The sequence below is a fragment of the Labilibaculum manganireducens genome (genome assembly GCF_963665805.2).
GTDB classification, from domain to species: Bacteria; Bacteroidota; Bacteroidia; order Bacteroidales; family Marinifilaceae; genus Labilibaculum; species Labilibaculum manganireducens.
The window spans coordinates 3551522-3566709 of the sequence record NZ_CAXXEE010000003.1 but is presented as its reverse complement, the minus strand read 5'-3'; the positions used below and the strand labels follow the sequence as shown (position 1 = coordinate 3566709).

The 15188-nt window shown below is 35.5% G+C and carries 13 protein-coding genes; 12 read left to right on the top strand and 1 reads right to left on the bottom strand.

Annotated features, from left to right (window positions below):
- Positions 1 to 56 precede the first annotated feature (56 nt).
- From ACHZAX_RS13830 to ACHZAX_RS13780, 11 genes are all read left to right on the top strand, one after another.
- Complete coding sequence (locus tag ACHZAX_RS13830; RefSeq protein ID WP_320019541.1) at positions 57 to 1997, top strand: glycoside hydrolase family 97 protein; 1941 nt, start codon at positions 57 to 59, stop codon at positions 1995 to 1997.
- Between the two features lie 461 nt (positions 1998 to 2458).
- A complete protein-coding gene (locus ACHZAX_RS13825; protein ID WP_320019540.1) occupies positions 2459 to 3256 on the top strand; it encodes a hypothetical protein in 798 nt (265 codons plus the stop codon).
- 459 nt (positions 3257 to 3715) lie between these two features.
- Positions 3716 to 4276 (top strand): Crp/Fnr family transcriptional regulator, encoded by a 561-nt coding sequence (locus ACHZAX_RS13820; RefSeq protein WP_320019539.1) that lies wholly within the window; start codon positions 3716 to 3718, stop codon positions 4274 to 4276.
- Between the two features lie 81 nt (positions 4277 to 4357).
- Positions 4358 to 4960 (top strand): NAD(P)H-dependent oxidoreductase, encoded by a 603-nt coding sequence (locus tag ACHZAX_RS13815; RefSeq protein WP_101311535.1) that lies wholly within the window; start codon positions 4358 to 4360, stop codon positions 4958 to 4960.
- Positions 4957 to 5448, top strand: a complete 492-nt coding sequence (locus ACHZAX_RS13810) for a DUF4405 domain-containing protein (protein ID WP_320019538.1) — start codon at positions 4957 to 4959, stop codon at positions 5446 to 5448. The genes ACHZAX_RS13815 and ACHZAX_RS13810 overlap by 4 nt, the downstream gene beginning before the upstream one ends.
- Before the next feature lie 145 nt (positions 5449 to 5593).
- The gene (locus ACHZAX_RS13805) at positions 5594 to 6139 is read left to right on the top strand and encodes a cysteine hydrolase family protein (RefSeq protein ID WP_320019537.1); all 546 of its coding nucleotides are present in this window, start codon (positions 5594 to 5596) and stop codon (positions 6137 to 6139) included.
- 138 nt (positions 6140 to 6277) lie between these two features.
- Positions 6278 to 7087, top strand: a complete 810-nt coding sequence (locus ACHZAX_RS13800; RefSeq protein ID WP_101311532.1) for a helix-turn-helix domain-containing protein — start codon at positions 6278 to 6280, stop codon at positions 7085 to 7087.
- Between the two features lie 88 nt (positions 7088 to 7175).
- Positions 7176 to 7565 carry a VOC family protein gene (locus ACHZAX_RS13795; RefSeq protein ID WP_320019536.1) on the top strand — a complete coding sequence of 130 codons (390 nt, stop codon included), beginning with the start codon at positions 7176 to 7178 and terminating at the stop codon, positions 7563 to 7565.
- Between the two features lie 121 nt (positions 7566 to 7686).
- Complete coding sequence (locus ACHZAX_RS13790; protein WP_320019535.1) at positions 7687 to 8286, top strand: HAD family hydrolase; 600 nt, start codon at positions 7687 to 7689, stop codon at positions 8284 to 8286.
- 838 nt (positions 8287 to 9124) lie between these two features.
- Positions 9125 to 11977 carry a hypothetical protein gene (locus tag ACHZAX_RS13785; RefSeq protein ID WP_320019534.1) on the top strand — a complete coding sequence of 951 codons (2853 nt, stop codon included), beginning with the start codon at positions 9125 to 9127 and terminating at the stop codon, positions 11975 to 11977.
- 35 nt (positions 11978 to 12012) lie between these two features.
- Complete coding sequence (locus tag ACHZAX_RS13780; RefSeq protein ID WP_320019533.1) at positions 12013 to 12972, top strand: mechanosensitive ion channel family protein; 960 nt, start codon at positions 12013 to 12015, stop codon at positions 12970 to 12972.
- 92 nt (positions 12973 to 13064) lie between these two features.
- Here ACHZAX_RS13780 and ACHZAX_RS13775 read toward each other — a convergent pair whose 3' ends face one another.
- Positions 13065 to 13952, bottom strand: coding sequence for a mechanosensitive ion channel family protein (locus tag ACHZAX_RS13775; RefSeq protein WP_320019532.1), 888 nt, complete (start codon positions 13950 to 13952; stop codon positions 13065 to 13067).
- 73 nt (positions 13953 to 14025) lie between these two features.
- Here ACHZAX_RS13775 and corA point away from each other — a divergent pair, with 73 nt between their 5' ends.
- A complete protein-coding gene (corA, locus tag ACHZAX_RS13770; RefSeq protein ID WP_320019531.1) occupies positions 14026 to 15096 on the top strand; it encodes a magnesium/cobalt transporter CorA in 1071 nt (356 codons plus the stop codon).
- Positions 15097 to 15188: the final 92 nt, after the last annotated feature.

Here is a 15188-nt window from a genome sequence, read left to right as displayed (position 1 = left end):
TCGCGTTTATAAAATGGCTTCTATTCCGTTACCTTAAAATTTTAATTATATTTTTTATGAAAAAGTACATTATTGTTTATGTTTTAATGTTGTTGTCAATTTCCTTGTTTTCTCAGGAATATAAGGCAATCAGCCCCGATGGCAAACTAGGTGTATCTGTTTTGGTAAAAGACGGTAAGCCTGTTTATACAGTAAATTACAATGGTATTTTAATGCTGGATGATTCACCGCTTGGATTAATCACTAATGTTGGAGATTTCAGTCAGGAAATGGAGTTAATGGCAACAGATTATGGGAAAATTGACAAAAAATATACTCAGGATCGAATAAAAAAATCGACTGTTATTTATCAGGCAAACGAACTAACAGTGGCTTTATCGAATAAAAAGGGACAAAAAATTGAAATTATTTTCCGTGTAAGCAACAATGATATTGCATTCCGTTATCAGTTGCCTCAATACGGAAATAGTAAAAGTTGTGTTGTTGAAAAAGAAGTTACCGGATTTAATTTCCCAAATAAAACAACCACTTTCCTTACCCCACAGGCTACTCCAATGATTGGATGGGAAAGAACCAAACCTAGTTACGAAGAAGAATATATTCCTGATGAACCCATGGGAACATCTTCAAAATATGGACAAGGTTATACTTTTCCGTCGCTTTTTCACATTGGTAGTGATGGCTGGGTATTGGTTTCGGAAACAGGAGTAAGTAGCTCGTATTGTGCCTCGCATTTAAGTGAAGGAACTTCCGATGGTTTATATTCTATTCGTTTTCCGGATTTAGGTGAAAATAATGGTATCGGAAGTGCCGCGCCGGCATTTTCATTACCGAATTTTACTCCATGGAGAACAATCACTGTAAGTGATGATCTGAAACAGATTGTTGAAACAACCATCCCTTTTGATGTTGTTGAACCTTTGTATGAACCATCGCTGGAATATAAATACGGACGTTCTACCTGGAGCTGGATTATGTGGCAGGATGAAAGTATGAATTACGATGATCAGGTAACCTATATCGATTTGGCTGCCGAGATGGGGTATGAATACATTTTGATGGATGCGATGTGGGACACACAAGTTGGTTACGATCGGATGCCTTCTTTAATTAAATATGCGCAGTCGAAAGGAGTGGATGTTTTTTTATGGTACAACTCCAATGGTTATTGGAATGATGCTCCGCAAGGACCCAAAAACAAAATGAATAATACGATTATTCGTAAGAAAGAAATGAAATGGCTGCAAAGCCTGGGTGTAAAGGGATTGAAAATTGACTTTTTTGGAGGGGATAAACAAGAAAGCATGAAGCTGTACGAAGACATCCTTTCTGATGCCAACGATTATGGATTGATGATTGTTTTTCATGGAACCACCCTTCCCCGGGGATGGGAGCGGATGTATCCGAATTTTGTGGGCAGTGAAGCCGTACGGGCTTCTGAAAACCTTATTTTTCAACAACATGCCAATGATATGGAAGCCTATAATGCCTGCTTACATCCCTTTATTCGTAATGCAGTGGGATCTATGGAATTTGGCCCTGTTTTGCTTAATAAACGGCACAACAGGAATAACGATGGGGGCAACATTCGTCGCACCTCGGATGTTTTTCAATTGGCAACAGCTGTTCTGTACCAAAACCCGGTTCAGATGTTTGCCATTGCGCCCAATAACCTTACCGATGTTCCTGCATTCGAAATTGAATTTATGAAAGAGGTGCCAACAACCTGGGATGAAACAGTATTTATCGACGGCTATCCGGGAAAATATTGCATTTTGGCTCGTCGTCATGCTTCCAAATGGTATGTAGTTGGTGTAAATGCTGAGCATGAACCGTTGAATATAGAGGTGGAGCTTCCCATGTTGGCCGGAAAATTAATTACAAGATATGGCGACAACAAAGATTTTGTTCCGTTTAAAGACAACATTAGTATTAAAAAAACCGGGAAAATTCAATTGACCATTCAAGCTAAAGGAGGGATTATTCTTACCAATTAAGGGTAAGCTTACATTATGATAGAATAAGCTTGAAAGGTCAGTATATTTACATTTATTCGGACTGTTTTTCTGTAATACTTACCAATTGCAAAATCCTGAAAGTGTCGAAAATCTGTCAGAGTTTTAGCAATTTCCCCCTCACAGGAAATCTGTTTCGATAAAAGCAATATAGTCCTGATTGTTATATTTTAAATCTGAGAGCCTCATTGTAAGTGAGGCTCTCAGTGCATACAATAATTGGGGCTCTGGCTTGGTCTGTTTTTTTTATTCCTTTTGGTCGTCCTTTTCTTTATTATTTTTTTGTTAAGCGATGTTAGTTTCGTAGATTCGCGGACTGAATATCATAAGTGTTTATTACTGCCGGATATGGGTTGCTAAATACACTTTTACTATAAATGCAAACGAAATAGAGCCCATGGCTTTATTTAGAAGTTAACCACTATTAGAAAAACGAACGAATTATGCCTAGAAAAATTAAATTCTCAACCATACTTAATATCCTGAAAAAGAAACCGATTCCAATGCTTTTTGGCTTTCTTTTTGCTCTAATTCCAATATTCCTTGTTATTGTTTTATCGATAGTGTTTTCGTCATTTGGAAACGACGCGCCGGAAATTGATTATGAATTGATAAATTCGCAGGGAAAAGAAACTACTGCTGAAATAACGGACATTGAAACTCAATACAATGTGACGATTAACGGAGTTCACCCAACAATAATTTCATACAAATATTCAGAGAATGGAAAAGAAATTGAATCTAAATATAAAGTTCTGGAAGAAAGAAAAATAGAAAATTTAGAAATCGGAGATGATATTGAAATCAAAGAACTCAATGGAAATTCAATACTAAAAGACCTAAAACCATATGGATTTTCAATTTGGTTCTTTTTAATCATACCAATCCCGTTTCTGATTATTGGATTGCCTTTTTTAATCTATTCAATCTTATACTTGAAAAAGGAACTTAAACTCTACAAATTCGGAAAAGTATCAAAAGGAAAGATAGTTTCGATGATGCTAAAATCCGGACTTCCTGTTTTTAATTTTGGACAAGGAATTATTGTGCATTATGAATATGAAACAAGAAGTGGAAATAAAATAATTGGAGAATCATTTACAACTGACTATTCGATTATGAGTGATAAAAAGAACGGCGATTTTGTTCCGATTTTTGTGTCCGTTGAAAATGATAAGAAGTCTTGTGTTGTTCCTAAATTGCAGTCGTTGAGAAATAATTGGAACATTGATTTTGAATAAAACAGCAATGGCTGAAAACGGTAACCCTTGCACAACCGATTACTATTTCTAAAAAAATAAGATGAAAGCTTTAAAAGTTTGCTGATTAGCGAGCTTTTAAAGCTTCCTTTTTTAGGTTAAAATCCAGAAACTTTAAATTTGTTAAGACTTAAAAACAACTTAAATGAGCCAAATGGGTTCATTGCAATGGAAAAACAAGTGGTGGACTAAGCATTATCTCAGTCTTTTTTGTCGCGAATTTCAGCAGTTTTTTAAGATTATCAGCACTCTTGAACTAAGGTGTCGTTAGAGATAAAAGTGCTCCAAATAAGAACTTCAATTCTATTTATAAATAAAATCTTTTTCAGTTTTTATGCATCCTTAAAGCCGCTATATTTAAAACTTAATTGAGCAGTTTGATTCGTTTTTAGACAGACTGGCGTTGTATGTTATGCTAATAAACTTCTAACAGTCCTGATAATGTTTGACAAATTGATTAATACAATAAAAGAAGATAAAAAGAATTGGGCAAGGTTTCATGAGGCTTTCATTGAAAGAGAAATTGATTCTAAAACGATCTTATTAAGAGAGGGAGAGCCTGCAAAAAATATTTATTTTATAAGGAAAGGGTGTTTGCGTGAGTGGTTTAATAAAGATGGAAAAGACATTACTTTTCAATTCTTTTTGGAAGGGCAGCCTGTTGCTTCAATTGACAGTTTCATGAGCAACAAACCAAGCCTGTTTACAATTGAGAGCATAGAACCTTCAACTATTATTTCAATTGGGAAAGAGGACTTTTCAGAACTTTTCAAAATCTATCCAGAATTTAAAGATCAATTTCATGACTTTATTTTCCAACGTTTTAGTAATTATGGACTGCTTTTTCTTTCCAGGATAAAAGATACTCCCAAGGAGCGATATATGGATTTAATTAATAACCATCCTGAAATAATTAAACGAATTCCTCAGCATTATATCGCCTCTTTTTTAGGCATAACTCCAATTTCGCTTAGCAGGATTAGAAATAGAAAGCCATATTGATTTCTTAACAATTGTTATCGTTAGGTCGTTTTTGATTACTGACTTTTGTGTTGTAAATTTTAAACATTAAACAGCATAATTATGAAAGTAGTAATTGTATTTAATCATCCTTACGAAGGAAGTTATTGTAACGCAATCTTAAATTCAGTAACAGGCGGACTTCAACAAGCAAACCATGACATAGATATTATTAATCTTGACAAAGAGGGCTTTAATCCCGTAATGACTTCTCAAGACCTAAAAGCATTTAGAGACAAACAACCAGTAGATCCCAAAGTTATTGAGTATAAAAACAGACTCGAAAAAGCAGACCATGTTGTTTTTATCTTCCCTATTTGGTGGGAGCTTATGCCTGCCTTAATGAAAGGGTTTATAGATAAAGTTATTTTTCCGGGAGTCGCTTATGATTATGTAGATGGCAGCAACACAAAAATGAAACCTCTATTGACAAATATAAAGGGAGTAACAGTGATTACTACCATGAACACACCAAGTATTTTGTATCGGATTATTTTTGGCAATGCTATACAAAAAGCCGTAATCAGAGGAACATTTTGGAAGTTAGGTTATAAAAACAGGAAATGGATTAGCTTTACTATGGTAAAACAAGCATCTGACGAAAAACGTAAGATGTGGCTTACCAAGATTGAAAAAACATTCAATAAGGAGGAATTATTCAAATGAAAAGTCCATCTCTTAGCTTAAAAATAAATCTTGGGTTACTGCTTTTGGGATTGATTATGGTATTTTCCGGTTTATTGATACAGATTAAATATCACATAGGGAATCATGACGGAATAGATATTATTAAATCTGTTTGGGGTTTAAGTCATTCTGAATGGTTAATAATTCATAAAATTTCTGTCATTATTTTTTCCTTTTTCCTGGTTTATCATATCAATTTGCATTGGCGATGGTTTAAAGCTGTTGTAAAGAAGAATCTGATTGCTAAAAACAGACATGTAATAACTCTTTCAATTCTCTTTCTTCTCGTTGCATTAACGGGTTTCTTGCCTTGGCTCATAAAATTAACAGGAGGAGATGAATCTATACTTAATACCTTTATCGAAATTCACGACAAAATTGCGTTAATTTTATTGGTATATCTTGCATTGCATATTTCAAGCAGGATTAGATGGTTTATAACTACCTTTGATAAATTGAAAAAATAAACAGAGTACACAAATGGCTAAGGTAAGAAAGAGCCGGTTAAGTAGTAAATTCAAGATTTGTTGTCGCTTCAACTTTTCTGTAATCTGACAGGAAAGTGCCATGCAACACTCAGACACATAGTATTTAAAATTGAAATGGATAAAAATGAAAAAAGCACTGATTATAATAGATATTCAGAATGATTATTTTGAAAATGGAACAATGACTCTTGTTCATTCGGATAAAGCCTGCCGGAAAGCAAAACTTCTTTTAGACAAATTTAGAGCAGAGGCATTGCCCGTAATTTTTATTCAGCACATTGCAACACGGCCTGATGCATCATTCTTTTTACCAAATACAAAAGGAGCAGAAATTCATCAGACAATCAGTCCTTTAAAAAGTGAGAAGATAGTAGTTAAACATTATCCAAATAGTTTCAGAGAAACAGACCTGATGCAATATCTTGAAGAAACACAAACAACTGATTTGGTAATATGCGGTATGATGACCCATATGTGTGTTGATGCAACAACAAGAGCGGCAAAAGATTTTGGATTTACTATTTCTGTTATTGGTGATGCTTGTGCAACAAAAGATTTAGAATACAATGGAAAAGTTGTTGAAGCCAATGAAGTTCAGAATAGTTTTTTATCAGCATTAAATTATTTTTACTCAACAGTGCAAACCACAGAAGAGTATTTAAATCAATAATTGGGTGACTGTGTTTATCGTATCGCAGACATGCAACTGAGTTTATTCCATCTATAACGGGTGATGAATTGAAATGTCTTTTAGAAAATTAGCAAAGCACCACCATGCAACAGCTTGTTTGTAAATAAAAAAAACGAATTGCTTACTATAAAAACATACAAAGCTGAACTATTTCCAGATTTGATTGAAAGAATTTGGGTTGCAGAGAATAAGGAAACAGAAGTAGAATTAATGATCCCTCCAAATCAGTACGTTAACTTAATTTTTACACTGAATCATTCTGCATACAAACGAGATGAAATGTTAATTGAAGCCCCGCAAATAGAAGGCATTTCTACTAAAAACACAGTATTAGTTTATCCCGCCGGCACTAAAATAATTGGAGTAAGATTTTTTGCCTTTGGTTTATATCCTTTTATTCAGATTCAAGGAAAAAAGCTAATTGATCATTCAATTTATTACCCGCCTGAAACAAAAGGAATAAAGGACATTCTTAATTGTTCTGTCAGCGATTCGAACACTGTATTAATTGACAAGCTTTACGAACTGTTAAGTGATTTACATTGCGAAAAATCACATGCTGCAGTTTTTCAAATAATGGATTTTTACAAACAATTCAGGTGGAATGATGAGACATGTTCTATTGAAGATTATTGCAAAAGAACAGGAACAAATTATACAGCGCTTAACAGAAATTTTACCCAAATTGTTGGAATCACTCCTAAGAAATTTGAGAGACTGATTAAATTTCGCAAATCGCTTTGCAGTTTGATCGACAGTAAGGATAATCTGACTTCAATAGGATCAAATTCAGGATATTTCGACCAGGCACACTTCATTCGTGAATTTAAAATGTTCGTAAACCAAACACCGTCAGCTTATCAGGCATTAATAAAATTGGCTGATAAGGAAAGCAAAATCATTAATTATAATTTTAAATTATTTTAACCTGCTTAAAATATACAATTTCTTAAATTTACTACCCCTTACCTTTGCGCTGTAATTATAATTTAGAACGGTATGAAACTATAAACAGATGAAAATTGAACATATAGCAATTTGGGTACATGATTTAGAAAAAGTAAAAGAATTTTACATCAAGTATTTTGAAATGAAGTGTGGTGAAAAATACACCAACACTAAAAAGAACTTTTCTTCCTGTTTTTTATCTTTCGAAGGATCTTCAACCCGAATAGAAATTATGCACAAACCTGGTATTACGGACTTAGGTGGAGAACATTCCATTTCTTTTGGATTAACTCATTTTTCAATATCAGTTGGGAGTAAAGGGAAAGTTGATAAACTAACCGAACAATTACGAATTGATGGATATAAAATTGTGGGAGAACCAAGAACTACAGGAGATGGCTTTTATGAGAGTGTTATTGAAGATAGTGAAGGCAATTGGGTTGAAATTACGGAATAATTATAAAACGTTTATGCCAAAGCGATTTTGACACACAGGGAGATGATTATTTCAGCATGGTAAGTTCTCCCGAAACAAGTTCGGGACAGGCTATATGGCAAAAACATAAAATAATAATCATATGAAAATAAAAAACATAATATTCGATTTTGGAGGTGTACTGATTGATTGGAATCCGAGATACCTTTATCGCAATGTATTTCAGGATGAAGCAGAAATGGAATACTTTTTAAAGGACGTTTGCAGTACCGAATGGAATATCAGACAAGATGCAGGTCGCCCATTAAATGAAGCAACTGAAGAATTAGTGAAAAAATTCCCTCAATACGAAAAAGAGATTAGGAATTATTATTCTGATTGGGCAAAAATGGTTGGAGGAGCAATCGAAGAAAATGCAGCTTTAATAAAGGATTTGAAAGATAAATACCGCTTATTTGGGCTCACGAATTGGTCGGCTGAAACATTTCCAATAGTATCTGATCAATATCCTTTTTTCAAGGAATTAGAAGGCATAGTAGTTTCAGGAACAGAGAAAATTATAAAACCTGATGCACGGATATATCAATTGTTACTTACCCGATATGGATTAAGAGCGAATGAATCATTATTTATTGATGACAATCAGGAGAATATTAATGCTGCAAACAGGCTTGGTTTTAAAACAATACCTCTGTTAAAGGGAGTAAATTTGAAAGATGAACTTGAACGTTTAGGATTGTAAAAATTACCCACAACATTTAGTATAGGCAATGGCAGGAAAAGTGCTTATTTCAAGCTTCGTAGTCCGTTCAAACTGCACCTCGGTTTGATAGGGAAGTGCCATGCCACCGATAGCTATTTGGGGCTATTGTTTTAACTGTTAGCAGAAGTGGCTACAAGGAACAGGCAATCTATAAATTTAATTTTGCAAAAATTTAAATGGATTTTTGTAATTGCAAAAGGGGAACAAAACCGAAAAAGAGGTTTCAAAAAAGTATCAGAATAAAAGAGAACGGTCAGGCTCCCAGCCCGGCCTTTTTTTTTTGTCCAGACAAAAAGTTGACTCGTATGAATTTCAGATTGGTTGTCCAGACAAAAAGTTGGCTCGTATGAGTTTCAGATTGGTCGTCCAGACAAAAAGTTGACTCGTATGAGTTTCAGATTGGTTGTCCAAACAAAAAGATGGCTCGTATGAGTTTCAGATTGGTTGTCCAGACAAAAAGTTGACTCGTATGAGTTTCAGATTGGTTGTCCAGATAAAAAAAAGTCTCGTATGAGTTTCAGAAGGGGTGTCCAATCAAAAAGATGGCTTATATGCGTGGCAAAAAGGTCATCCAAACAAAAAGTCGTCGTATTTCTCAGGGAAATAAGTCCACCAAGCAAAAAGATGTGGAAAAAGAAGTTCTCTTTGCCCGGGGCAGGTTTGTGCTTAAAAACCGGCAGGTAAATTCCCTAATATATACTGATGTTGGCATATCGGGTATTTTTCGTAATTTGAATAATTGTAATTACTGACCACATAAGCCATGTACACTAAATATTCATCAAAATTACTAAGTTCTCTTCAACCAACAGAGAACATGATATCTACTCTACAGAAAACGCTTGGTTCAATTGAGCAAAACCAGGCTGTTTCTGATACTTATTCCGATTACCGAAAATTCAGCGAAGAATTTAAGAAATACGTTCACGAATATTTTCAGGATTTAAATAAGTTTGACGTTTCGGAGTTTTTCGATCAGTTTGCAGAGATTAAAGAATACATTTCCGGTTTTGAAGAGCTGGTTGAAGAATTTCAGGATAAGGACCGGTTTTATGCTTTGCCTTCGGATGGCATTTTTTTGAAAACAAGAAAACTGGGGAAGTTGTTTTTTCTTAAGATGAATTGGGGATTGCTGGATGTCAGAAATCAATTCCGATCCTTATTTAAAAAGGAGCCAATTTCTAAAAACTACCGGAAACACAAAATTCATCGCAGGCAATTGGCCGAACTGATTTATTTTGTGCGCTTTTTAGAGGATGTGAATACGATTGTTGAGGATGCACTTTCATTCCGGCAGGATATTTTTCAAAGTATCAAGTCAATTGATCAGCAAATTGAAAACAACCTGCTTGCAAACAGCAAATGGATTGAAAATGATTTTGCTCTGCAGTTAACAGAACTACGCAAACAGATTGATACCAAACAAATTGAAATTGAGCTGAAATTTAAGGGGTTAAAAGAGGATCTGGATTTGCAGTATGCCGAATTGCATTCAAAAACAGGAACTATTGAGTTTCCGGCCGGCAAAATTCAATCGGGGAAACTGACGAAAAAAGCAGATGCTTGTCTAAAAAAACAGGAGAAATTATTTACGAATTACAACAGCCGTGTATTTGCTTTGTTTGAGCATTGGCGGCTGGTTTACGAAATTCGTTTTTCAAATTTATCTGTTACAAATATTTTCAATCAACACGAAGCAAAGTTAGAAAGCACTTTGGAAGAGGTTTTACTTGGCGAGGATTCTTTTTTTGTGAGTGTTTTGGAAGCGGCTCTTAAAAAAATTAAGAACGAAAGCGACTTGCAGGATGTTGAAGATAATTTACTGACAAAACAATTGCTGGCCGGGAGAATTCCAGCTTATATTGAGAAATTAATGGAAACGGATTTTGCTCCGTATTTTGATCTCCTGCAATCGGAATGCTCCAAAGAGTTTGAAAACATACCGTCAAGCTATTTATTACCCTATAAAAAGGGCTGGCATAAAAATTTAGGCTCAATAAAATTGAGGGAAACCAATGTGAATAATATTGTAGTTGGCTGCATTGGGGAATCGATCGATAGTCCTCTTACAATTCAAAAAAACACATTGGCAAACGGCATTCATCAGTCCATAGCAAACACAAGCGAATTGGCAGGCATTGTGGAATATGCCTTGGAATACTACAATGCCGGTGATCTTGAGAATGGAAGCAATCAGATTTCTGAATTTGGAGAAGGTATTGAACGCGCAGTGCAGAAAGCAAAAGAAAATAAGCAGTACAATACACGGCTGTCAACGGATGTGCTGGAACAAATCGATAGAATTAATACCAATTTCATATCTGAAATAACAACAGCAACCACTCTTGATAATCTGGATCAGAAACAGACGGAGATGATTCGGAAAAAAAGAATTCGGGATGCTAAAAATGTTCTGAGCAACAGCCTGGCCTTTTTCAAAGAAAAATTCAGCAAATCGCAGGCCCAAATTCTTGATGTAATTAAGCAGGGGCGGTTAAAATATACGGCCTACCGCGAAGTTTTGGGTTTGTCGGAAAAAAAGGAAACCATTGGCAGCGAATTATCCAATTACCTATCGGAAACAGAAATTTCCATTGCCCGCCTGCCTTTGATGTATCAGCGACTGTTTAGAATTGCGCCCATTGCAAATGCCAAATTTCGAATTGAGCGGCCTAAGGTGATTCAGCAGCTCGAAATTGCTTACAGTAACTGGACAAACGGGAAGTTTGCACCCACTTGTCTGGTAGGAGAGGCGGGGAGTGGAATCACTTCTATGGTAAGTGTTTTTAAGGAGAAATTTGGACATCAGTACGCTTTTTACAGATTCGACCTGGATCGTAAAATCAGCAGTGAAGAAGATTTTATTCTGTTTTTACAAACTGTTTTTGCTGATTTGGAATTCAATTCGGTGGACGGATTGATTGAGGAAATTCAGAATTTGAAGGGGCGAAGAATAGTTGTAATAGAGAATGTGCATCAGTTATTTCTGCGCAAGCTTTATGGCTTTAAAAATCTATCGGAGTTTTTTAGACTGATATCACAAACCAATTCCCAGATTTTTTGGTTGAGTACTTGCTTGCTTTATACTTACAAGTATCTTAATTACACCTTAAAAATGAGCGGTTATTTTGGATATGTGGTGAATCTGGATAGTTTGAACAAGGAGCAGTTAACCGAAATTATTATTAAACGGCATAAGTTTAGCGGCTTTAAGCTTAACTTTTTGCCACCGAAAGAATTTCACCCAAAACGATCGTATAAGAGAATGTCGGAGGCTGATAAACAGACGTATTTAGAGCAGGATTACTTTAACCGGCTGTACAAATTTGCACAGAACAATCTTTCCCTGGCACTTATTTTCTGGATGAGATCGATTGTAAGTGTTGAGGATAATATTTTTCATTTGCAGTACAAACATCTGGAGTATTCTTTTTTCAACACGCTTAGCACCTCTCAAATTACCACTTTGCATGCATTGGTTCTTCAAGGGGGGCTTTTACTCGAGGAGCATGCTGCTGTTTTTGCCTGGCAAAAAGAGGAAAGTTTTGCTCATTTAATGGTGCTTGCCGACGATGGAATTTTAATTAAAAGAAATGAGGTGTATTTTATAAACCCATTGCTTTACAGGCAGATTTCAGATCATTTGGCTGTTTTGAACTACATACACTAAAGGCATTTAAGAATAGAAAATAACTGCAGAATAAAATGAAGAAAATTATAAGCATACTTCTCGTTACCGGGAGCTTTTTTACAGGCACTCAAACTTTACTGCCGCAAAATCAGATTGCTGATTCTATTGCAAAAACAGAGCTGATGAAAGTAGATTCTGTTGTTTCATCAACCGATAATACAATTAAATCAATCGGAGCTAAATTTGATGCTCCTGATGTTTCCAATCTCATTTCTTTTTCGAAGATATTTTGGGCATTGGTTTTTATTGCCATCGGATATTTTATGGTTCGTTTTCTGACCCGAAGCATCGAGATTTGGTCTGAAAAAAGCCCGGACAGAAGAGTGAAAGGCAAGGCTATTGTTCCGGTAGTAAAAATTATTTGCTGGATGGTAATCGCTTACATTATTGTAAAGGGAATATTTAATCCACCATTGGGATCCTTGATTGCTTTTGGTGCATCGGTGGGTGTTGCAGTAGGTTTTGCCGCTCAGGATATTTTAAAGAATATATTTGGTGGTTTTGTGATCATTATCGACAGGCCGTTTAAAATTGGTGATAAAATTGAAGTTGGAAGTACCTATGGTGAGGTCTTGGATATGTCTCTGCGATCTACCCGGGTTCAAACAGCTGACGATTCAATTGTTACCCTTCCCAACGGCGAACTGATGAATCAGTCCATCTCCAATTCGAATTCGGGCGAAACCAACTGTCAGGTAGTTGCCGAAATTTATCTGCCAATTACCATCGATACACATCAGGTTCGGAAAATAGCAATGGAAGTTGCCAAGGTCTCAAATTATGTGTACTTGGCCAAGCCAATCGCTGTTGTTTTTGTGAACGATATCAAGTACGATAAACTTTGTTACAAAATGCGGCTAAAAGCGTATGTGATGGACATTCGGTTTGAGTTTGCCTTTAAAAGTGAGTTGACCGAAAATGTAATCAAAGAATTGCTGAATTGTGAGATTCTTAGTTCTGCGAATTCTATTTAATATCGGGAACAAGTGGAAAGGATCAAGCCACTGGAAAACCGCATTTCATGCTGTTTCTACGCACTTGATTCTTCCTGCCAAAAAATCAGGTTTTAAATTTGAGTGATTGTTAACGGTTTCTCCTGTCGAAGGTAGACGGTTTGATGCGGGAATGGAATCTCAATTCCGTCTCTGTCAAATTGTTCTTTAATAGATTTCAGTAAATCGCATTTCGTCACAAAAGCTTTGCCCGAATCTTCGGCCCAAACATATGCTCTCAGTGTAACACTCGAATCACCCAGATTAATCACCCGAACTACTACCTGATCGATATTTTCCTCTTTTTCTTCCTCTGTTCTGTTGTCATAAAAATTGGGGTGGTTCAAAGCCTGATTCTGAATGATTTCAATTGCTTTGTCGATATTAGAAGAGTAACTGATTCCTATTTCGATGAATGAGCAGACTTTTGCATCGGTAATTGACGAATTTAAAATGGTTTCGGAGCTAATAACCGAGTTGGGAATAATTACTCTCCTGTTTTCAGGATTTTTAATCACGGTATGGCGCAAAGTAATATCTTCAACTGTACCCTGGTGTAATTCCCCGATTTTAATGAAATCGCCAACGCGAAAAGGTTTAAAAATAACAATGAAGATGCCGCTGATAATATTTGAAAAAGCCTGTTGAGATGCAAATCCAAGAATCGCAGCCAAAATACCGGCACTGGCCATTAAACTAACACCAACACTTTTCAATTCAGGAATCGAATAAAAAACGATGATAACAACAATTGTAAAAATGAGGAAACTAACCGCATTTTTAAGAAAACTGTAATTGGTTGGATCAACATTTAATAGATCCGAAGCTTTTTTCAGCATGCGGCTCATGAAAAACTGAATGAGTTTGGAAATTAAAAAACCCGAGATGATTGTAACCAGAATAAAAAGTAATTTATACCCAATACCAAGGTTTTTTAATAAAGCTTCAAATGTTTCTATCATTGTTGTAATATATTTGTTAACCAGTAAATGATTTGTTTAATTTAAAGATACAATTAATCACACCTATTTTGTCATGACAAAGAAAAAAACAAGTCGTATTTCGGTAAAAACAGGAATGGCTCCGGGCACTCTGCTGCATATTGGAAGCCGTGAACTTGAGCATGCTTCGGTTCAGGTGAGGCAGTACAATTCTGAAGAAATTAAACTATCAGAGTATACGACTGATTTGGATCAGATTACATATGATTTTAAAGAGGGTGATTTGGTTTCCTGGATACATTTTTCAGGGATTGATATTCCGGCTTATGAGAATTTAGGCAAGCAGCTTGACATTCATAACCTGACTTTGGAAGATGTACTTAATTCACATTTGAGACCTAAATTTGAGGATCTGGATCACTACAGTTTTCTTTCCTTAAAATTGATGATCCCAAAGATGGGAGAATATAAGTTTCAGTCTGTACCAGTTCATCTTATTTTAGGGGAAAATTATGTAATCTCCTTTATGGATTCGAACTATGAAGTATTGGATTCTTTATTTACCCGTTTGGAGAACAGTACACGAAGAATACGGTCCAAAGGAGTGGATTATTTGTTTTTTGCTGTAGCAGATACAATTGTGGACAACTATTTTCACATCATTGAAAATTGGAACGATCAGCTGACTGAATTGGAAGACTGCATCGGAAAGGAAGATTCGGATTTCGTTCCGCGAAAAATTCAGGATTTTAAGAAGCAGATCATGAAGGCCCGGGGAAGCATTTTACCTTTGAAGGAGTCTTATGATCTTTTAATTCAAAGTGAATCAGCTTTATTTGCAGATGAGAATGTGAAGTTTTTCCGGGATACGCAGGATCATATTTTGTTTATCATCGATCAGTTGGATTACCTGCGCGATTATCTCTCAAATATTCGCGATACGTATGAGTCCGAACAGAATAATCAGCTAAATAACACCATGAAGTTTCTGACTTTAATAGCAACTATTTTTATTCCGCTTACATTTTTGGCCGGTATTTATGGTATGAATTTTAGGAACATGCCCGAACTGGAGTGGAAATACGGCTACTTTGCCATACTTGTTATCATGATTTTGGTTGCAGCAGGAATGATATGGTACTTCCGCAAAAAGAAATGGCTGTAATAGGCAGAAGGAATTTAATGTGCAAACTTCAAATACAATAAACAGATAAACCTTACACAACCACAATGTGATTTATTATTTTTTAGCTTTAC